Below are 22,244 nucleotides of genomic sequence, written 5' to 3'. Positions count from 1 at the left end.
AGTTGCGTATGAATTTTGTTCGAAAATTAACCGAAAAGTTTTGTAGTCTTTTCACTTTCAAAGGTTTATTTGCTAGCGATATTGCTATAGATCTTGGCACTGCAAACACTTTAGTTTATCAGAAAAATCAGGGAATAGTGCTTGATGAGCCTTCAGTTGTAGCAAGAATAAAAGAAAAAGGAAGCTACGTTCCTTATGCTTTTGGTAAAAAAGCTAAAATGATGCTTGGAAAAACGCCTGGAGAAATAGAGGCGATAAGGCCCTTAAAAGATGGAGTCATTGCTGATTTTAAAAGTGCGGAAGAAATGCTAAAATATTTCATACGCAGTGCAAACACAAAATTCACTGTTAATAAACCTAATATTATCATATGCGTTCCATCTGGATCCACGCCAGTTGAAAGGCGTGCTATACAAGATGCAGCAGAAAGTGCTGGTGCAAATGAAGTATTTTTAATTGAAGAACCAATGGCTGCAGCAATCGGAGCTGGGCTCCCGGTTACTGAACCTGAGGGTTCTATGATCGTTGATATAGGAGGCGGTACAACTGAAGTTGCAATTATTTCTTTAGGTGGAATTGTTTATTCACGTTCTGCCAGAGTAGGTGGCGATATTATGGATGAAGCAATAAAATCATATATTCGTGAAAATCATAAATTATTAATCGGTGAAACAACCGCTGAGAAAATTAAGAAAAGCATAGGTTCAGCCAATTTGCCAGGTGAAAATAACAAAGAGGGAATGATAATTAAAGGCAGGGATTTAGTGAGTGGCATGCCAAAAGAAATGCTTTTATCAGAATACCAAGTTGCAGAGAGTTTAATAGAGCCTGTACATCAGATAATTTCTGCTATTAGGACTGCACTGGAGAGCACTCCACCTGAACTTTCTTCTGATATAGTCGATAAAGGAATAATTTTATCCGGTGGCGGCGGATTATTGCGTAACTTGGGCAAAGTTATCAGTGAAACAACAAAACTACCAGTTCGTGTTGCAGATGACCCACTTTGTTGTGTTGCTCTGGGTAGCGGAAAAGTGCTTGAAAACATGGATTATTTTGGCCATGTTTTATTTAAGCAGGATTAAATTATTTTTAAAGGTAGTTCATCGAATTTTATAGCAAATTTTACCTCAAGCATAAAGATGTCATCCAAGTAGCCAACACTTGGATCCAGAAAAATTTACTATAAACAAGTATGCTGTTTCGATGAAATTGTGTAATAGAAACTAGATTCCAGTGTCAGCTACTTGCATGACACCAAGTTTGTGTTTATAAATTAAGGCGATTATGCTAAAAGAATTTGAAATTGAACCTCTGCTAAAAGATAAAGCTCCGCACCAGACCAAGGCTGTTGTTGCAATGTCCGGGGGAGTTGATAGCTCCGTTGCTGCAGCACTGCTATATAACTTTGGGTACCAGGTGATAGGTGTAACTCTTCAACTCTATGGCACCGATGGTGCAAGAAAGGGCGCATGCTGCGCTGGACAAGATATTTATGACGCTAAGCGTGTGGCTGAAAGTGTTGGCTTTCCTCACTATATTTTAAACTATGAGGAAATATTCAAAAAGGAAGTAATAGAGGATTTTGCGAGTACCTATATGCGTGGGGAAACTCCCATACCATGCGTGAGATGTAACCAAACGGTAAAATTTCGTGATCTATTGCAAGTTACAAAAAATCTTGGTGCGGATGTGCTCGTAACAGGACATTACGTGAGAAGGTTAGAAAAAAATGGTGAGGTAAAGTTGTGTAGAAGCATTGATAAAAGTAAAGATCAAAGTTATTTTTTGTTTGCTACAACTCAAGAGCAATTGAAGCTTTTGCGATTTCCACTAGGTGGGTTCTATAAAAGTGATATAAGAAAATTAGCAAAGTATTTTTGCTTACAAATTTCTGAAAAGCCGGACAGTCAAGATATATGCTTTGTTTCCGAAAGCTATAGTAAAACAATAGCTAAATTAGCTCCACAATCTGTACAGAAAGGTAAAATAGTGGATGTTAATGGAAAAGTGCTAGGCGAGCACAGTGGCATAGTAAATTTTACAGTGGGGCAAAGAAAGGGCTTGGGTATCGCACACAATGAACCTCTTTATGTGATAAAAATTAATACAGAAAATAATGAGGTTATAGTAGGTCCGATCAACGTATTAATGCAAAAAAAAATATTGATCAAGGAGTTAAATTGGTTAGAACAACCAAAGGAAGGTATGGAAGTAACTGTGAAGCTGAGATCATCACATGCGGGAAGTTTAGCAACAATACATTCAACTGACGAAAAAAATAAAGCCTGTGTCATTTTAAACGACGATTACTTTGGCATCAGTCCAGGTCAAGCCTGTGTAGCGTATAAAGATGAGCAAGTTATCGGCGGTGGATGGATATGTTCTTAACTAAAAGCTTTAATGCAGAGTGTAAACATACAATAGACTTCTTGCATAACCATATAACATTGGGAATAGAAACAAAAAAACTTACTTGACAAACTCCGCCAGCCCCCTTATCATGAAACTGAAGCTATTTATTTATCTTCTCTGTACAGATTAAATGACAAAAAAACTCACGTATCTGGCTTCTCATGTTTAATTTTTTGCACTATGTGCACCTTATGTCTTTATCAAACTTCTACCTACATAAGCTGAAACGCGCTTATAAAGCGTTTAAAACATAAAAAAACGCCAACTTAAAAAATGGATAGTGAATAACTAGCTACCCTAGGGTTTCTTTTGCCTTTTTTTCTGTTTAGTAAATTTCTTAACGTTTATAATTTAGATTAGTTGCGGTTTAAAAGTAGCTGAATCGCGGTTATTAAGTGTTTAGAATAAAAAAACGCCATACTTGAAAGTATAATGTAAGTAATTAGCCAACCACGGGGCTTCTTTTGCCTTTTTTTATTTGGTAAATTTCTTAATGTTTATGGCTAAACGACAACCGTCATCCCGCTGCTTGTTAGCGGCTAAGAGATACCGCGAATGAATCGCGGTATGACGGTTCGCGGCGGCATAAAGATAAGTCTCGTCATCCCGCTGCGTGTTAGCGGGATCTCTTGTTAGTGCCGCGGCGGTATAGCTATACCTTTTTCTACTTAGTTTAGGTTATGCAAGAAGTCTAATAACATTTATTGCTATTTTGCCATGTATCCCTTATACTATAAAGTAGAACATTATAGGTTTCAGCAATGATAAAAGAAATTGAAGAACTAATAAAAATTGTTGGTAAGGGTAATTTATTAGAGACGTTATTTATTTTTTTAGGTAGCTTTCAACATGCTGACTTAGGTCGTTTTATGGATCACAGAAATCATTTTGGTTTGTCTGAATTCATTAGAAAAAAAGAGGAACCATTAGATAAATATTTTAACTTAAAATTTAGTCTACAAGGGCTGTTTTTAATTTATGCTCAAGCTTATCAAATTCTAAGTGAAAACAATAACCTGAATACTAAAGATGTCATAGATAAAATATATGAAGTTATTAAAGGATCTGAGTTAAATGAATATATAAATGAAGTAGTAGATGGAAGAAAATTAGATTTACTTAACATCTTAGCAAATCCAAAGAGAGAACCAATATTTAAAACAGAAGAAGATTTTGAAAATAAAGTACTCATTGGTCTTAGAAAGTTACTAAGTGAAGGAAATACATTAAACAAATATGACAGAGAATTTGCATTAAATAAGTGCGTTATTGGCTGTTACTACTCTATTCATAATATAAAAGTAGATAAAGATATTGCATTGTTGTTTTCCATAGGTAGTTACTATAAAGAACTTTCACCATCTAACAAAACAGTAAGAAGAGAAGTACTAGAGATATGTGAGAATCAGTTAATAGAGAACTATATAGTGCACTTAGCTAGCAAACTACACATGATCGGATTATCAAGTAGAGATAAATATACAATCGACCATGAGAATGTGGATCGGCAAGAGAAAGCATTGAAAATGGATGGATTAACATGTCCTATAAATACAAAAAACACCCTAGAGCAACTGTTAAAAAACCAAAATAGTGATGAATTTGAACAATTAGTAATGAGCCCTGAGAATATATACTACTCAGTGTTGCCAGAAGAGAATGAATATAGGCCAAATCTTATCACCAGCAAGAAAAAAGAAAAAGACTATAAAAACACAGTCTGTAAACTTATTTTAGGTATGTTTATATTGTCTGTTGGGTTATCTGTTGCTGATTATTTCCTTATGGAGCAAAAATTGCTCAACTCAATAAAAAATGTTTTGCCACAAGACAACCTTACTAACCTGATAATTGGTGCGGTGCTTACTATTGTAATAGTATATGCCTTATTTCAATTATTGAAACCACCACAGGAACCACCACTTTCAACAGTCAATAAGATGATGAATGAAAATTTAGGACCGCTCCATGCAAAACAAGCTTAGAACTACATAAATGTAGCAACTTAAAAGTACATATTGTATAATCTTAAGTTAAGAGGTAATTTATGGATTTAAGTAAAATAACAGCGGGACCAAATGCGGTGAATGTGGTAATTGAAATAAGTGCGAATGCTGAGCCTGTAAAGTATGAATTTAATAAAGAGTTTGGGTTGTTACAAGTTGACAGATTTTTGTCTACCTCAATGACTTATCCTTGCAATTATGGGTTTATACCAAATACCTGCGCAGGTGATGGTGATCCTGTGGATGTTTTGGTGCTAACTCAATTTCCCTTAGCATCTAGTGTTTTAATATCGGTGCGTCCAATAGGCGCATTACTCACTAAAGATGAAAAAGGAGAAGATGAGAAAATATTAGCTGTGCCTGTTTCCAGTGTTGATAGCTATTATGACAATATAAAGGACTATTCTGACTTATCTAAAAGCCTACTAGATAAAATTACTCATTTCTTTTCTCATTATAAAGATCTAGAAAAGGGAAAAACGGTAGCAGTTGGAGAATGGGTTGGTGTAGAAGAAGCAAAACAAATTGTTGCAAGCTCTATTAAAAGCGGAAATTAGTTTTTGTTGATTTATAGCTAAAGTGGCTCTACGATTTGAAAAATAACAAATTCGTCATTCCGCTACTCGTTAGCGGAATCTATACCGCGCACAACCGTACGAACATTGCAATATGGCACATAGTAAACGATGTCATCCCAGTGCGTGACACTGGGATCCAGACTTTCCGTAAAAACGTTATATTTTAACATAACACTTATATGCTCACCAACTTAGTGCTAATCAAAATCCTGGATCCCAGTGTCACGCACTGGGATGACAAGAAAGGGAGCACTGGAATTTTTGTTTCAGCATTAGCCATGCATCTGAACAGATACAAATATTGCAATTAAAAGCATTAGACAGGTGGTAGAGGTCTTGGTATTATATAATCTTTAGGTTCTAAATTTGGAAGGGTGGCTGAGCGGCTGAAGGCGGCGGTTTGCTAAACCGTTATACGACCCAAAAGTCGTATCGAGGGTTCGAATCCCTCTCCTTCCGTATACTGTTTTGAGCACGGTCTAAATTCGCTATATTAGCATGTTTTTAGCCTATTTACCAGCGTACCTGATTTTGTTGCAATGGTTTTTATTTCCATTGTCACTGAGATCACTATTAAAAAGTTGGCTAGCATTGACTCAGTATTTATTATAGAATTGGTTATTAACCTTACTTATATGCATAAAATACTAATTTTACTGTTAATAGTGTTGCCACTTAGGTTGCTTGCAATCGAGATTGAAATTGTTGCAGATGTAAATGGTGAGCCAATTTCAAATTTAGATATCGAAAAACGCATCAACTTTATAAATTCATTGTTTGGCACTCAAAGTGTTGATCAAAAAGGAGCAAAGCCTCAAATTCTTAGGGAGCTAATAGACGAAATTATCATTATCAATGAAGCGCAGAGGCTGAATATAAAATTGAGCAACGAGGAGTTAGATAATGCTATCATGTTATTTTTAACCCAAAGTTTTAAACTTAAGGCTAATGAAGTTGATCAATACATAGAGAAGCATAATATAGATCTTGGTATTTTAAGAAAACAAATAAAATGTCAGTTACTGTGGAGCAAAATTATTGAAGTAAGAATTGTGCCATTTATTAATATAAGCGATAAAGAAGTAAATGATGTAAAAAGGCAAACAGAAAAGCCGGATTATCTTATCACGTTCCAAGAGTTTATAATTCCTGATCAAAAAGACAAGGACGTTTATGGTATAGCTGAAGATTTAGTAAAAAAATTACGCAACAGTAATAACCCAGAATCTCCAATAAAGATGCGTAAAGCAACAGTTAATTTAAGTCAGCTAAAAGGAAAACTCAAGAACGTTTTAGAAGGATTAGAAACCAGCGACATAGCAGGTCCATTCAGTTTTAGTGAAGGTTACTCTGTTATAAAAGTAATAGATAAAGTACAACTTAATCATGCACTGCTGGAAAGCACTTTAAAATTAAAACAGATTGTGGTTGAAGGTTCAGAAAGTTTATTAGATAATCTCAAGGAGCAAAAAGTTAATTGTTTAAATTTTGATAAATTAGCAGATAATTTTAAGCTGCCAAACGCAAAAGAATTTGAAATAAAAATGCGAGATTTAAATCCTGATTTACAGATTTTATTTAGTAAAACAAGTGTGAATGAAATAGTAGAATTGAGAGAAAATGGCACTGCAAAGTTGATGATGTTGTCTGATATCAAGAGTAATGTAGCGGGTATAGAAGCAATCAAACAGAAAATGTACCAACAAAAGATTATGATACAAAGCAACTTGTTATTAGATGATATGCGTAAAAATGCAGCTATCAGTTATCGGTATAGTTGAAGTCAGAGAGTGTCCTTGTCTCTGTCTTTGTGTATAGAACTATATAAATTACTTTGTTCTATAAAATTTCAAAAAATTTGAACAAATGTAGTTAAAATAGCACATGAAGAATATAATGCTAATTGGTGGTGGAGTTGGAAATGCAGTGTTATTTTCGATAGGGAAGGCATGTCTTGAAAATAATAACAAGGTTTTGTACTTCGCTGGCTATAAGAAGTTAAGTGATGTATTTAAACGAGCACTGATAGAGCGTGCATCAAATGCAGTAGTTTGGGCATGTGAAAAAGGATTGATAGAAACAAGCAGAGATCAAGATAAATCCTTTCATGGTAATATAGTTGATGCAATAGTCTCTTATCAACAAGGAAGATTAGGTATTAATTTGAACGTTATAGATAAAATTATCACTATTGGTTCTGATAAAATGATGAAAGCTGTGAATGAAGCTAGAAAAACAATTTTAAAGCCATATCTGAAGTCAAGTCATATAGCAATATCGTCAGTTAATTCTCCTATGCAGTGTATGATGAAAGAAATCTGTGCTCAATGTGTTCAGCAACATATAAATAAGGAAACAGGAGAAAGAAGTTTTGTTTATAGCTGCAGTAATCAAGACCAGGATATGGAGTTTATTGACTTTGACTTTTTAAGTGAGCGCTTGAAGCAAAATAGTTTACAAGAAAAACTTACTGCAAAATGGATAGATCATGTTCAAAGATATTAAACAGCACAAAAAGGAAATAAGAGAGCAATATAGAGCTATAAGAAAAGATATTGATGAAAGTTATTCCAGTTATGCAGCAAATTCCCTTATTAATCTCTTTAATCAGAACTTAAGCTACGTTAAAGGCAAAACAATAGCAGCTTACATTCCAATGGACTGGGAAATAAATGTTGTACCTTTGATGCATAGTTTACTCGATTTAGATTATAAAGTAGCAATTCCTAATAAAAATAAGTTACTAAAATTTGAGGAATGGAACAAAACAAATGAAGATGTAATTCCCGACACAATCATTACTCCTGTTATTGCTTTTGATGATCATTTTAATAGATTGGGTTTTGGCGGTGGTTGGTATGATACAATGATAGAAAAACTGCGGCCACTTGGAAAAATATTTATAGGTGTAGCCTATGAGAAACAATATTGTAAAGATTTACCTGTAGAAAAACATGATCAAAAATTGGATATTATAATCACTGAGATGTGTGTTAGATGTGGAAGTGGATTGCTCAAAAAAGTGGATAAAAAGGAGTAGCGTAACCCCACTTTCTGATAGTAATTTTTGCGTAAAAAAATGCATCAACTTGGTCCTGTGATTCCTCCTTCACTAACTCGTGCAGCACTTGAAATACCTAAGTGAGAAGATGGCTTCATTGCTGCAACTTTCTCATCAACAATTTTTTCTACCTCCTCTATTTTACCCTCACCAATGGCCATAATTTTAGATTGAAATTTCTCTATAAGTTCCTCAAGTGCTTCCTTATCACTTTCATAAGTACTAGTACCTTTTTCTCTAAGCTTTTTCATGTCATCTTCTGAAAAATTTTGAATAGTTCCATTCTTTACTAACTCTTGTATAGCAGATCGCTGCCCTTCATTTTGAAGCATGCCTATGACCTTTGCTTTACTCTGGGCGTTTTTTATTTTTTCACCTTCTTCGGACATATTATAGCATATAATCTCTTGAGCCAAACTGTTGTATAATTTACTAAAGTTATCTTTTTTTGGCCCAACCTCAGGCAATTTATCCCCTAAATTTTTAGATAAACTTTTCACTGCTTTTCCTGCATCAATCGCACCTTCTTTTATTTTTTCCCCTGCCTTTCCTATACCTATTCCTACATAACGTGCTCCAATAGCTACAAGCGCTATTAATGTAGCAAGCACAATAAGCGGAGAAAATGCTACTCCTAATACCATTCCAGCAGAAGCTATTCCTATTTTTTCATTTGCAGAGGCTGATTTAAAATAATTGACTAGATTGTCCAGTGGACCTTTATTATTATTTATAACATTACTTATTGCTTGCTGATTAACAGATTTTAACGCCTCTTCTATTATTTTTGAGTTAACATTTTCAGAAGTTAAATCTTTAAGTGCTTCTTCAATGAGTTTTATAAATAATTCTTTATTTACCTCCTTTTGCAAGCCTTGGTCATTAATTGCTAAACCTAAATCTTTGAGGTTCATCCCTTTAACTTGTTCTGATAGGGTTGTAAATAACTCTTTTTTCCCCTCTTGTGAGGATTGTGCAATACTTTCTATTATATCTGAAATAGCTTTTCTTAGTTCTGGATAGTCAGTGTCAAAAAACATACTATTGCTAGATTCCATATTCAGCTTTGTTGATTATAAATATGCCTAATTATACATACTAATCATTAATTATATTATAATTGATATAACATACCCCTTTCCAAATATAGAATTTGTATTAAAATATCTAGATTATATGAAATCAAGGTACTTTATGGGTGAAAAAAAATTAAAAGCTGCTGTGGTCTTATCAGGGTGTGGTCACCTTGACGGTGCAGAGGTAAGAGAAGCGGTTTTAAGTTTGCTTGTGCTTGATCAGCAGGAAGTGGATGTTAAATGCTTTGCACCTGATATCAATATCACACAAGTTATGAATCATAGAACAAAAGAGGCAACAAAAGAAAAAAGGAATGTACTTGTAGAAGCAGCAAGAATCGCAAGAGGCGAAATATATGACTTAAAAGAAGCCAAAGCTGAAAATTTTGACATGCTAGTTGTACCTGGTGGATACGGGGTTGCGAAAAATTTATCTGACTTAGCTGAAAGTAAAGACATGGTGACAGTAATGCCTGAATTTGAAAGATTAGTTTCAGAATTTTTTGTTACAAAAAAGCCAATAGGAGCGATATGCATATCTCCAGCCATCATTGTTTCAATTTTAAGTAGCAAGATAGGTAAAGAAGAAAGTAAGGTTAAGGTAACTATAGGAGATGACAGAGAACAGTTGATAGAAAGGCTTGGCGGCGAGCACATAAAATGCGATACAGAGTTATCAATAGAAGACGAAGAACATAATGTATTTTCCTGTTCTGCTTATATGCGTAGCGACGAAAGTACATACTCTGTATATCAAGGGATAAAGCATATGATTGACAGCATGGTAAAAAAGATTAACAAAAAAACTAAACAGCCATTCCTATAAGGTGTACTAAATAAGACTTCTCTATTAATCACACAATTAACTGTTGAATTTTACATTTCTAGCTGTATTATGGCTACGTAGCTAAAGTAACTTAGGTTTATCGACGCTTTACTACTTGTTAGCGGTGTGGTGTAGTGGCCATATATGTTTAGTTCTTTTTTTTAAGGTATTTTGTATGTCAGATCTTTTCTATATTGAAACTACGTGTTGTGTGGACGGTCAGTGTGATGTCTATACAGGGGAAGTGAGTTTTAATGATGTCATGTTAGGCAAGTTCAGTCTAAATTCGTGCAGCGGGAAAGAAGCTATGATAAATCTAGACATTATTACATTCGATATTAATATCGCTATTGATGGTCAAAATGGAAAGACAATAAAAAAAGACCTTAAAGGTCTTGAATTTGTAACTAAAGATGATGGTTCTTGGTATATTAATAAGGATTTTGGTAATGATAAATTTGAAATTATAGTAAAGCAATCATAATTTTACATCTCAGGTGTAACATTTAGTATAGGTGCTACTCTATTTATAATGTTTCTTACTATAGGCGCAGCAATTACTCCCCCGGTATGGTGCATCCCTTGAGGCTCATCAATAGCAATTAGCACTATGTACCTTGGGTCAAGCATAGTTAGCACTCCTATAAATGATGCTATGTTTGCATCTTTGCTATATTTACCATCTACAACTTTTTCCGCCGATCCAGTTTTTCCTCCTATTGAATATGCCTTTATTTTTGCTTTTCTGCCAGTGCCATCTGTTACTGCTGCACGTAATAATTTTCTCATTTCCCTGGAAGTTCTTCTTGAGATAATTTGCTCTCCTATACTTCTTTTATTCAACATCAAGGTTGCGTTATGAAATATCCCATTGTTGATTAATGCTGCTGCAGTTTGTGCAAGATGTATAGGAGTTACAGCTATGCCATAACCATAAGATGCTGTTATTAAAGTGTTTTCACTCCATTTATCCGGGATTATCGGTGTGGATTTTTCTGGTATTTCTATTTTCAAAGGAGAAAATAGCTTCATAGCTTTAAAGTATTCTACCTGTTTTTCAATACCTAGTTTGACTGCAATTTTTGCTGCACCAATGTTGGATGATTTTACAAATATATCTTGCACAGTAATTTTTGGAATTTTAGATTTATGAAAATCCTGAATTTTATACTTTCCAATGGTGATTGGTGTTGATACGTCATATAAATCGCTAGTTTTTGTAGCGTTCGCATCAAGCGCTGCGGCTATTGTAAAGTATTTTAATACCGACCCCATCTCATATACCCCAAGACTGGCGCGATTAAACTTTTGTACGTCTTCTGCCTTATTCTGTAAGTTGGGATTAAAATCAGGTAGGCTGACCATCGAGATAACTTCACTATTTCTCACATTTAAAACAATTCCTACTCCGCCAAGTGCCTGATATCTGCTTACAGCTTTAGTTAGCTCTTCATGCACTATGCTTTGCACTCGTGTATCTAAGGATAGTTGAACATATTGATCAGCAGAGCGTGACCATCCCTGTCGGATGACAGAAGATTGTGCAGAAGCTTGGTCTGGTGTCATTCCAGTGCACTGACACTGGAATCCAGTTTTATGCGCAATTTCATCACAAACATTGTTTTTGACATATGTTTCTGGAATACGTTGTTCATCACGTAATTTGTCAGTATTTTTATATCTGGATCCCAGTGTCACGCACTGGATCTGTTGTGTGGGGAATTGCTGTGCAGGAATTGCTTTCAAGTTGCAACATTCATACAACTGTATATCAGGTACTTGGATAACAGAATGTTGTTTGTTTTTACTTATATACGCCTCAACTCCTGCAATACCATTGCCATCTATGTCAGTGTAACCAAGCACGTGTGAAAATAAATTACTGTGAGGATATATACGCTTTATGTCGTCGTAAAAATTTACTCCTGGTACACCAGCGTTTTTGATCGCTAGTAATTCTTTTGGAGTCAAGTGCCGCTTTATCCAAGCAAATTTCTTTTCTGAAGTAAGTACTCTATATAAGTTCTTGTATTCGAGGTCATGCAAAGTAGAACACAGTTGTGCTGCTATACTGTCCGGATTCTTTACTTTGGTTGCATCTATATATAGTGATGTTGTGGGCACATTTGTTGCTATTACCACTCCATTTCTATCTAAAATATCAGGTTGTTTATGTACTATATTATCTTTTCTAAAATTTTCTGAAGTAGTAGGTTGATCAAATGTTAAAGAGAATATGCGAAAAATAATTATTATATAAAATATAAATAATGGTACTATGAAACACAGTGAGCGGAGCTTATTTTTAAGTAATGCTTGCATATTTACTTGATTTGACAAAAATGGAAATCATCTTAGCTGAACCACGAGGTTTTTGTGCCGGGGTAAAAAGAGCTGTGGACATATTAGCTATTACTTTAGAAAAATATAAAAACGAGCGCCAAGTTTATGTGCTGCACGAAATTGTTCACAATAAATATATAGTAGAGGACTTTAAGAAACAAGGAGTGGTTTTTGTAAGCAGTATCGAGGAAATTGAAGATAATGAAGGAATACTGATCTTCAGCGCGCACGGAGTATCAAAAAATATAGAAGATGAGGCAAAAAGAAAGGGTATTCAAGTGATTGATGCAACATGTCCTTTAGTTAGCAAAGTGCATAAAGAAGCAAAAAGGTATGAAAACAGTGGTAAAGAATTAATTCTCATTGGGCATGAAAACCATCCAGAAGTCAAGGGAATTAGGGGAAGAGTAAACAATCCTATCACTTTAGTGCAAACTTTGCAGGATGTATATGATTTAAAGGTTAAAGATCCAGATAATTTGTCTTATGTTACACAAACCACGTTAAGCATCGACGATACCCATGAAATTATTGTTGCCCTGAAGCTCAGGTTTCCAAGCATAACAGGTCCATATTTAAAGGACATATGCTATGCAACGCAAAACAGACAAAATGCTGTTAAAAAGCTAGCTGAAATTGTAGACATGGTATTAGTTGTAGGAAGTAAAAATAGCTCAAATTCAAACCGCTTATTAGATCTGTGCACTGCTAGAGAAAAAAGAGCCTACTTGATTGATAATTACAGATGTGTAAATAAAAGCTGGTTCCAGGGCGTAGAAAAGATAGGAATCACTGCAGGTGCTTCCGCTCCTGACATATTAGTTGATGAATTAATGGACTACCTAAAAGTAAACCTGAGTGTAAAAATTTCAGTTATGCCAGGTGGTATTATTGAAAATGTTCAGTTTAAAATAGCGAATCTGGTTTAAAACACAACTTATCTACTAAGCTTCTCTTGAAATCACACAGACCAGCATCTATAGCTAAGACGTCATGCCGCGATTCATTAGACTTCTTGCATAACCATATAACAAACTTTTATTGGGAATAGAAACAAAAAAACTTCCTTGACAAACTCCGCCAGCACTCTTATCATGAAACTGAAGCTATTGTATTTGCTTTCGCCAATCTGCAGATTAAAAGGTAAGGATTACTTAATGTATCGGCGTCTTATGTTCAATTTTTTGCAGTATATAGATACTGTATGTCTTTACAAAACTTCATCTACATCTAGATTTTTATCTAAATAAGCTGAACGCGCTTATAAAGCGTTACAAGACATCAAAAAATGCCAATACTCGACAGAGATAGTAAAAGACTAGCTAACTCGGGGATTCTTTGTCTTTTTTTCTGCTTAGTAAATTTCTTAAACATTTGCAGCGTAAGTTAGTTGCAATTAAAAGCAGCTAAATCTTGCTTGTCAAGTGTTTAAAACATAAAAAACGCCAATATTTTAAAGCGGATAATAACCCCAGGGCTTCTTTTGCCTTTTTTTTCATTTAGTAAATTTCTTAAATATTTATAGCTAAACGACAACCGTCATCCCGCTACGTGTTAGCGGCTAAGAGATACCGCGGCGGTATGACGGTTCGCGGCGGTATGACGTAGGACTGCTGTCATCCCAGTGCCCAAACACTGGGATCCAGTTTTCTTTACAAATTCACCAAAAGTGTTTCATTCTATAACATAAAACCCATACTCACCAAATCTAATGCATTACTTGCAATTAAGTTTCCTGGATCCCAGTGTCTGGGCACTGGGATAACAAAGGAGGACGTTATTCCAGTGCCAAGCACTGACCATTTCTGGTCTCTTAAATTGCAACTAATCTAAGTATTAAAAAATTTACCAAGCGAAAAAAAAGGCAAAAAAAGCCCGATGGTTGGCTAGTTACTTACATTATACTTTCAAGTATGGCGTTTTTTTATTCTAAACGCTTAATAACCTTGACTCAGCCGCTTTTAAGCCGCAACTAATCTAAATTATAAATGTTAAGAAATTTACTAAGCAGAAAAAAAGGCAAAGAAACCCTAGGGTAGCTAATTATTCACTATCCATTTTTTAAGTTGGCGTTTTTTGATGTTTTAAATAGCGTATTTCAGCTTGTGTAGCTAGAAATTTGATAAAGACATGAGGTGCACATAGTGCAAAAAATTAAGCATGATTTACGCCAAATACATTAAGTTTTTTTGTCATTAATCCACTGCAGAGATTGCGAAGATAAATAAATAGCTTCAGTTTCATGATAAGGGGGCTGGCGAAGGGTGTCAAGGAAGTTTTTCGTTTCATCCAATGCGCTGCCAAAAGTTTGTTATGCAAGAGATCCCATAAATTGGGTGTTATAATAACTACACCCACATTAATTTTGGTGTACGTGACCTTGAAAGATCGTGATTCAATACTTAAATTATTAGGGTAGTAGGCAAATAATGGAGCTCAAAATGCATAATGTACAAGAAACTGAAAATTTAAAATTTGACGCTGAGGTAGGGAAAGTACTGAATATAGTGATTCATTCACTTTACACCAATAAAGACATTTTTCTGCGTGAATTAATATCAAATGCATCAGATGCATGTGATAAGTTGCGCTATGAATCTCAACTAAACCCTAATTTGCTAGATTTGAGTGACGAATTAAAAATCACTATCAGCTCCAATAAAGATAAGAACGAGCTATATATCACTGATAATGGCATTGGAATGAATAGACAGGATTTAATAGACAATCTTGGTACAATTGCAAGCTCTGGTACGCAAAAGTTCTTGGATGCGATTAAGAATAGCAAGGATTCAAGCCAAACTGTGGAGCTGATTGGGAAGTTTGGTGTTGGTTTTTACTCAAGCTTTATGGTTGCATCAGAAGTAATAGTAGAATCGAGAAAAGCTGGAGAAGAGGAGTCTTGGATCTGGCAATCCAAAGGAGATGGGGAATATTCAATCAGCAAGTCAGATAATCAAGTCCCTCGCGGAACCAAAATTACGCTCATTATGCATCCTGAAGAAAACGAGTTTTTAGATAAATTTCGTGTTGAAAATATTGTCACTACTTACTCTGATCACATAAATTTTCCTGTTGAATTTATAGACGAAGAAGGAAAAAGTGAAAAGTTAAACAGTAAGGCTGCAATTTGGACTAAGCCAAAAAATGACGTTACTCAAGAGGAGCACAACGATTTTTTCCGCAGTGTTGCCCACGTTGGCGGGGAGCCCTGGATGATATTGCATAATAAAAATGAAGGTGCAATAGAATATACAAATTTGCTTTATGTTCCTTCTATAAAACCTTTTGATTTATTCCATCCAGATAGACGTTGCTCTGTTAAGTTATATGTAAATAAAGTATTTATCACTGAAGATAATGTACAGATCATACCGCAGTATTTACGTTTCTTGAAAGGTATTGTTGATTCACCGGACTTACCTCTTAATATCAGCAGAGAAACGTTGCAGAATAATCGTGTTGTTGAGCAAATCAGGAAATCCCTCACTAAACGCGCGATATCAGAGCTCGGTAAAAAGGCAAAAGAGAATTTAGAGGAGTACACAAAATTCTGGACCAATTTTGGTGCAGTTTTAAAGGAAGGTCTTTGCGAAGCTATGCCAACTGATGAGAGAGAAGCGCTGCTCTCAATTTGCAGATTTAATAGCACCGGTGATGAGAAGTTGATCAGCATTGATGATTATATAAGCAGAATGAAGCCTGAGCAGGAACATATCTATTATCTCACCGGAAATAGCCTCGATTCAGTGAAAAACAGTCCGCAACTTGAGGGATTCGTCAGTAAAGGACTAGAAGTGCTCCTATTTGTTGATCTAGTTGATGACTTTTGGACTAGTGTAATTCATGAATACAAAGATCAGAAAATCAAGTCTGTAACCCGTGCAGATGTTGATTTGGAAAAATTCTCTTCAGAAGAAGATAAGACAGATGAAGAAAATAAATCAAATGGAGAAAAAACTGAGGAAACTATACTGCAATATTTTACCACAGTGCTTGGAGATTCAGTAAAAAGCGTAAAAATTTCCAAAAAATTGACTGATAGTCCCGTATGCCTAGCGGTTGATGAAGGTGCTATGGATCTTCGCACGGAGCGTTTTTTGCGTGAACAAAAGCAGCTAAATTACCGCACGCCAAAGGTGCTTGAAATTAACACTAAGCATCCTGTAATAAAGAGTATAATGAAATCTTATGCTGAAAGTGGTGAAAACCCAACATTGGAGGACATGGTTCACTTATTGTTTTACCAAGCTTGCATCGTGGAAGGCGAAGAGATGGATGACGCGAGCAGCTTTGCTAAGAGACTGAATAATTTGCTTGGCAAGATTTCTGTTTAATGCTATACTTAGCTTAGCTGCTAGTTAGGAGGTAAAACATGTTTGGTTCCAATTTTAGAGACTTTGTATCACAAGATACAACTTCACAGGGCCAATCAAATTCTGAAAGATTAATCAAAAGTTGGCATGGTTTTGAAAAACCAGATTCTGAAGATTCAGGTATTGAAGAAGAGTTTGAAGTTTTAGATAGCGAAAGTCAAGAGATACCAGCTACTCCATGTAGTACATCCCCTGAAGATCTAAGTTTAGAGAATGCAATACTTGCAAACTTTCCTGATGGTTGTGATAGGTCGTTTACTGTAGAGTTAAAAGATGAAGATTCATATGGTATCATTCCTAAAAACTTAACTTTTGCTGAGATTATAAATATCTTAAATCAAGCTATACAAGAAGATAATTGTGAAGAATTAGACAAGGTTGTACAAAATATTGAAGATTATGAAGGTAGGTCTATTACGCTGGATAATGAAAATCTCAAAGATTTCTGTTCAAATCAACTTAATTTGGAGTTACAAAACAGAAGCAACCATCAACATATATATTCAAATGTACTATCACAATATAAATTTGATCAAGAGGGTTTCAAGTATGATTATTCAGTAAAAGAATTGGTACTATTGGCAATTGCAGCTAATGACAAGCTAGTAGAGCAATATCAGGATTTTCTTTTTGCTGAAGAAAACTTAAGTCTTTTACCTCTCCTTGTTGGTAATCAAAAATATATTGAAGCTTTTATAGAAAAATTCCATGGTAACGATGGAGTTTACGGAAGATTAAAAGGTCAAGCTATACAACTTGTCGAACCTAATAAGATTGACTTCTTCTCAGCTACAGCATTAAGAAAAGAGCAAGAATTATTAAATGCAGTTTTTGTCGAATACGTTTTAAGAGATTTTGGACAGGTGTTAAAAACAAGTAAACCTGATCCTTTGTATGGTGTGCTTGAAACAGCGTCTCTGATCAAAAATGAAGAATTCATCACGATAGTGCTGGATGCATTTGAAAGATATATTAATGAGCTAACTAAAAAAGCCTCAACAGAAGAGTTATTAAAAAAGAGCTTTGCTACCTTGTTAGAAACTGCGATAAGTCAAGAACACATATCTGTCATTGAATACTTGTGCAAACGATACACTAATAGTGCAGATCATGCCATTTACGATGTATATAAACAAGCATTTACAGATGATAAAGTTATTACAATACTAAGGCAACAAATCCTGAAAAACATAGGAGCTCGTGGCAGAAAAGAAATTTATGATTTAATTCTGAAAACTGCATTGGATGCTGGTAATATTGCATTTATCGAGCACTTGTGTGAAAAATGTGCTAAATGCAGCAATGATGTTATCGGCTATCTCAATCAAAAATTTAAAAATAACGAATTTGATAACATACACGAATCAATCCTCATTGCATTGTCTAATGTTGAATACACAAACACAGACGTTATAGTCGAGGTGCTTTTTTACACTAAAGAAATCCATCAAAACGTATCACATAATGAGCAAGTGATTAGGCCGTTCATACAGAATATACTGAAAAATGCAACACACTACTCAATAGGCCAAGAAGATTACTCCTTAGTCAAGGAAGTATGTTACTTATGCACAGAAATTGATGCAATTAACATAATTTTTCGAGAGGAGTGTAAGATTTTTAAATCTAGCATAGAAAAGCGCATAGAAGATCTGGAAAAGGAAAACAAATTATTGCAATCTGAAGCTTTACGTGAATATAACAGCCGTCTTCCAGGTATTGTAAATGGATTAGTTCAGACTGCTTGCATAGTGTATGATGAATACACTAAAGATCCAAAAGACAATAAACGTCAAAAGAATATTGATCTAATATTCAGTTTAATGCAAATTAGAAATATTCTGCAATTTTCTATTGATGTGCAAAAATATTCCTGTCATGAACGTCAAGATTTGTGGGATGAAATGTGCCAAACTCCTGGAACTTTTATAATACGAAAAAGAAGTAATAACGTTGCAGATGAATTAGAAATTCCAGTTATAACAAGTGACATTCTATCAGAAAATCCAGGACTTGAAAGTACTGGCAGTCAACAACCACAAGAAAATGTGGACAGACGAGAAAATATTATGAACAATGAAGAGGCTTCAATAGAAGAAGCTATAGATAATGATTATAGGGGGGGTAAAATGTCTAGAGATAAAAAAAGTACAAAGCAGAAAATGTCTAGAAATAAAAACAGCACAGAGCAGAAATTGTTGAATGCTATCTACATTCCTAAGACGATGGAGAGTTACTTAAAAAGGAATAATATAAAAGATGAACCTATTTTGAAGAGTATCATAGACAAAGTAAATGCTGAAATTCAAAAGAAGAAGGAGGAGGAGAAGAACATTATCAATCCAGGTACTACTAAGAAGCAAAGATGCATTGATCAGAGAAACACACTCTTAAAAACTAGAGATTTTCTTGAAAAAAAGATCAAAAGCATTGGAACTGATGCTAAGGCTGCTGTATCATCAGTAACTGATGTTAGCGCTACTACAAGTAGTCACGAAGCTCCTGTTAATATTGATGATGAGAAAAAACAAGCTCATGCTCAACCTGCTGAACATGTACCAGAAGAAAGTGCAAAACTTAAGGCACAGCCTTCTAATACTCAAGAGCAACAAAAAGTTTCTGAGACTCCAGTTCCAGAACAAACGGATGATATTGAAAGTTTAAGTACACAGGACGCTCTTGTTCTTCAAAGTAAAAGTGCTACCGTGTTATCAATTGATGGTGAGGATAAACAAACTCCTGTTCAACCGGTAGAGTCTGAAAGTAAAGGTGATCAACAAGGTTCACCACCACTTTCACCACAGAGTTCTGCGAGTGGTGATGTTGAAGGTACAGAAGCCTCTGCTAATGCAGCAGTAACTACGCCTGAAGAAGCACGTAGTCTTGTGAGTGATGGTGAGCATGATAAAATCGTGTCTAAAGAGCACCAAGATGATGCACTAGAAAAAGATTTAATAGATTTTTCAAGTGATGATGGCAATAGTCCTCTAGGAGATCCAGTACCTACATCAACTAACGAAATCCCTGGACAAGAAGATGGTACTCAAACTACCACCAGGCAGCAAGAACCGAATCCAATTCCAACACCTACACCGGTGCCAACGCCGAACCTAACACCAACACCGAATCCAATTCCAACACCTACGCCGGCGCCAACGCCAGGACTGACACCGGATCTAACACAAGATCCAATTCTAACACCTACGCTGGTGCCAACACCGAATCTAACACCAACACCGAATCCAGTGCCAACACCAGAACCAGTGCCTTCAGTAGCTAACAACAAATCTGAGCAGGTGAATGATACTCAAACCAATGGCGGGTTGCCTAATAATTCAGGCAAAAATAATGCTATTCCACAAAATACAAAAAGTAGTAAGCTGCCTGTTATAGCTGCTTCTGCACTTGCAATAGCTGGTATTATTTCAGGGGTGGCTGTTGCAGTTTACTTGGAAATGTTAGCGGTAGGAATAGCAGTTGGAGCTTGTTGTCTGGTTGCTGCTGCAGTTATATACTGCTGTACACCTAAAAGCCAAGTTGAAAACAACAAGGTTGACAAACCTTTCAACACGAAGGAAGCATCTACTACCGTATCTGTATAATAAATATTGTAGTTTACCATTTAATAATTTATTATAATTATGTTAATTATCGGTAAATAAGGACTTGGTAAACTACGAAGAAATATTCTTGAATAAAATAAAAGATATAAAAGATGAGGGGCGCTACCGTGAATTTACGCACTTTGCGTCATTGCCAGGTAGGCTCCCCCACATTATGGACTATGAAAGAAATAGGGAAGTAATCGTCTGGTGCAGTAATAACTATTTGGGAATGTCACAAAATGAGAGTGTAATTGCCGCTATCCAAAATTCATCTGTTGGTGCTGGAGGAACAAGAAATATATCTGGTACAACAAAAGAGGTTGTCGAACTTGAAAAATCCTTAGCTTGTTTGCATAAAAAAGAGGCTGCTTTAACTTTTGCTTGTGGCTACCTCGCTAACCAGACAACACTTAGCACTTTATCGTCTGTTATTCCGGGCGTAGTAATTTTTTCAGACGAGAAGAACCATTCTTCGATGATAGAAGGCATAAAATCAGGAAAAAGGCCAAAACATATATTTAAACACAATGATGTTAATCATCTAGAGCAGCTACTTAAGTCTATAGACAAAAAGACACCAAAAATCATAGTACTTGAATCCGTATATTCAATGGATGGTGATGTAGCTCCGCTTAAAGAAATATGCGACCTGGCAGATCAACATAATGCAATTACCTATTTGGATGAGGTGCACGCAGTTGGTATGTATGGTTCACATGGTGGTGGAATTGCAGAAAGAGAAGGCCTGATGGATAGAATAACCGTTATTCAAGGTACACTATCGAAGGCTTTTGGAGTGATGGGTGGGTATATCGCGTCTTCAAAGAGCTTGGTAGATGTAATAAGAAGTTCCGCTCCAGGATTTATTTTTACCACTGCTATGTCGCCTGTTTTAGCAGCGGCAGCAAAGGCAAGCGTTGAACACCTAAAATCAAGCAACATTGAAAGGGAAAAGCAAAAGCAAGTCGTTGAAAAAGTAAAAAACTCACTGAGAAATGCAGGAATTAACTTCATTTTAACAGAAACTTATATAATTCCAATAATAATTGGCGACCCAGAGTTATCCAAAAAAGCATCAAAATTATTATTTGATGAGTATGGAATATACGTTCAACATATAAATTACCCGACAGTTCCAAGAGGAACTGAGCGTTTCCGTATTACCCCTACACCTTATCATACCGATGAAATGATAGAACATTTGACAGAATCTCTTGTAAAAGTTCTCGAAAAGTTGTCTATCTCTGTAGCTTGTTTATCCTAATTTAATATCGCCAGCAATAATCAATCCGTTGTCTTCCGTTAGCCTTCCACCGCTTTCTTGTAGAAAAAGTCTACCGAGCAAGGTTTTATATTTGTTAACTCTAGAGTAAACTATTCCTCTGTGCCTTCCTGCCGCAAGGTATGCAAAGCCTAAAATTGTTGAACCGATGGAGCGTACACTACTATTGCCAGGCAGCAATTTATTTAACAAATTACCACTTACATCTATTAGACCCCCTTCACGGCTTTTCACCCGCATTTTTATATGACGAGATCTAAAGTCCTCAAGAAAAGCACCTTTCTTTTCTTCTGCCCAAAAAGTTTCTCTAAGAGCCGGAGCATCAATTACAGCCGCCACAACTTTATTTTTATGAATGAGACAGACTGATACTGCAAAATAAACCATACAACTGGAAAAGTTCTCCCTGCCCTCTATAGGCATAATAAACCAGGTATAAGTGTCATCTTTTACTTCTTGATCAGTATCATCTTCGGAAATAAACCCATAGTCTCGTTTGTAGTCGTGCAAGCAATCGTATATGGTTTGCTTGGATTTTGAATAAGTTTTATTGATAAAGTCTGCTGATTTAACATTAGAGATTTGTAATTCATTAAAATCGCGCATAAGCTGCCTGGAAGCACTACGCACAGAATCAAGCATCACATTAATTCGTGGTGATGAGATGGACATTCTT

16 protein-coding genes and 1 tRNA gene are annotated in these 22,244 nt (G+C 35.5%); 14 read left to right on the top strand and 3 right to left on the bottom strand.

What is annotated here, in order from left to right; translation table 11 throughout:
- The first annotated feature begins 8 nt into the window (after window positions 1-8).
- The 8 genes from HUB95_RS05310 (at window position 9) to HUB95_RS05275 (ending at window position 8,039) form a co-directional block, all read left to right on the top strand.
- On the top strand, window positions 9-1,085 hold the full coding sequence (locus HUB95_RS05310; RefSeq protein WP_141456703.1) for a rod shape-determining protein: 1,077 nt from the start codon (window positions 9-11) through the stop codon (window positions 1,083-1,085).
- Window positions 1,086-1,287: 202 nt separating this feature from the next.
- Complete coding sequence (mnmA, locus tag HUB95_RS05305) at window positions 1,288-2,391, top strand: tRNA 2-thiouridine(34) synthase MnmA (protein WP_209452387.1); 1,104 nt, start codon at window positions 1,288-1,290, stop codon at window positions 2,389-2,391.
- A 785-nt stretch (window positions 2,392-3,176) separates the two neighbouring features.
- Window positions 3,177-4,400: a WD1261 family protein gene (locus tag HUB95_RS05300; RefSeq protein WP_015589474.1), complete on the top strand. Its 1,224-nt coding sequence runs from the start codon at window positions 3,177-3,179 to the stop codon at window positions 4,398-4,400.
- Between the two features lie 62 nt (window positions 4,401-4,462).
- Window positions 4,463-4,978: an inorganic diphosphatase gene (gene ppa / locus HUB95_RS05295; protein ID WP_012673395.1), complete on the top strand. Its 516-nt coding sequence runs from the start codon at window positions 4,463-4,465 to the stop codon at window positions 4,976-4,978.
- A 389-nt stretch (window positions 4,979-5,367) separates the two neighbouring features.
- Window positions 5,368-5,458 (top strand) — tRNA-Ser (locus HUB95_RS05290).
- A 176-nt stretch (window positions 5,459-5,634) separates the two neighbouring features.
- Window positions 5,635-6,780 carry a SurA N-terminal domain-containing protein gene (locus HUB95_RS05285; RefSeq protein WP_209452386.1) on the top strand — a complete coding sequence of 382 codons (1,146 nt, stop codon included), beginning with the start codon at window positions 5,635-5,637 and terminating at the stop codon, window positions 6,778-6,780.
- A 103-nt stretch (window positions 6,781-6,883) separates the two neighbouring features.
- Entirely contained in the window at window positions 6,884-7,504 is a 621-nt protein-coding gene (locus HUB95_RS05280) for a ferredoxin reductase domain-containing protein (protein WP_209452385.1), read from the top strand.
- Window positions 7,488-8,039 carry a 5-formyltetrahydrofolate cyclo-ligase gene (locus HUB95_RS05275; RefSeq protein ID WP_209452384.1) on the top strand — a complete coding sequence of 184 codons (552 nt, stop codon included), beginning with the start codon at window positions 7,488-7,490 and terminating at the stop codon, window positions 8,037-8,039. Before HUB95_RS05280 ends, HUB95_RS05275 begins: the two co-directional genes overlap by 17 nt.
- Before the next feature lie 44 nt (window positions 8,040-8,083).
- Here HUB95_RS05275 and HUB95_RS05270 read toward each other — a convergent pair whose 3' ends face one another.
- Complete coding sequence (locus HUB95_RS05270; RefSeq protein ID WP_209452383.1) at window positions 8,084-9,118, bottom strand: hypothetical protein; 1,035 nt, start codon at window positions 9,116-9,118, stop codon at window positions 8,084-8,086.
- Window positions 9,119-9,254: 136 nt separating this feature from the next.
- On the opposite strand from HUB95_RS05270, the gene elbB reads away from it, so the two are divergent.
- Entirely contained in the window at window positions 9,255-9,962 is a 708-nt protein-coding gene (gene elbB, locus HUB95_RS05265) for an isoprenoid biosynthesis glyoxalase ElbB (RefSeq protein ID WP_022626165.1), read from the top strand.
- Between the two features lie 175 nt (window positions 9,963-10,137).
- Window positions 10,138-10,446 (top strand): hypothetical protein, encoded by a 309-nt coding sequence (locus HUB95_RS05260; protein WP_039963709.1) that lies wholly within the window; start codon window positions 10,138-10,140, stop codon window positions 10,444-10,446.
- A gap of 2 nt (window positions 10,447-10,448) precedes the next feature.
- Here the strand turns inward: HUB95_RS05260 and HUB95_RS05255 are convergent, their stop codons facing one another.
- On the bottom strand, window positions 10,449-12,284 hold the full coding sequence (locus HUB95_RS05255; RefSeq protein ID WP_141456705.1) for a peptidoglycan D,D-transpeptidase FtsI family protein: 1,836 nt from the start codon (window positions 12,282-12,284) through the stop codon (window positions 10,449-10,451).
- A 20-nt stretch (window positions 12,285-12,304) separates the two neighbouring features.
- On the opposite strand from HUB95_RS05255, the gene ispH reads away from it, so the two are divergent.
- The 4 genes from ispH (at window position 12,305) to hemA (ending at window position 21,550) form a co-directional block, all read left to right on the top strand.
- Entirely contained in the window at window positions 12,305-13,234 is a 930-nt protein-coding gene (gene ispH / locus HUB95_RS05250) for a 4-hydroxy-3-methylbut-2-enyl diphosphate reductase (RefSeq protein ID WP_209452543.1), read from the top strand.
- A 1,512-nt stretch (window positions 13,235-14,746) separates the two neighbouring features.
- Window positions 14,747-16,642, top strand: coding sequence for a molecular chaperone HtpG (gene htpG / locus HUB95_RS05240; RefSeq protein ID WP_209452542.1), 1,896 nt, complete (start codon window positions 14,747-14,749; stop codon window positions 16,640-16,642).
- A 38-nt stretch (window positions 16,643-16,680) separates the two neighbouring features.
- Window positions 16,681-20,283 carry a host RNA manipulator TomO gene (locus HUB95_RS06285; protein WP_244662751.1) on the top strand — a complete coding sequence of 1,201 codons (3,603 nt, stop codon included), beginning with the start codon at window positions 16,681-16,683 and terminating at the stop codon, window positions 20,281-20,283.
- A gap of 64 nt (window positions 20,284-20,347) precedes the next feature.
- Complete coding sequence (gene hemA, locus HUB95_RS05230; protein ID WP_209452382.1) at window positions 20,348-21,550, top strand: 5-aminolevulinate synthase; 1,203 nt, start codon at window positions 20,348-20,350, stop codon at window positions 21,548-21,550.
- On the opposite strand, the gene HUB95_RS05225 is transcribed toward hemA, so the two are convergent.
- The gene (locus tag HUB95_RS05225; protein ID WP_015589485.1) at window positions 21,542-22,240 is read right to left on the bottom strand and encodes an inositol monophosphatase family protein; all 699 of its coding nucleotides are present in this window, start codon (window positions 22,238-22,240) and stop codon (window positions 21,542-21,544) included. The two genes, hemA and HUB95_RS05225, sit on opposite strands and share 9 nt — an antisense overlap.
- Window positions 22,241-22,244: the final 4 nt, after the last annotated feature.

The organism is Wolbachia endosymbiont of Ceratosolen solmsi (assembly GCF_017869155.1).
Lineage (GTDB): Bacteria > Pseudomonadota > Alphaproteobacteria > Rickettsiales > Anaplasmataceae > Wolbachia > Wolbachia pipientis.
The sequence above is the reverse complement of the archived record's forward strand: the minus strand, read 5'-3'. Positions and strand labels throughout refer to the sequence as shown.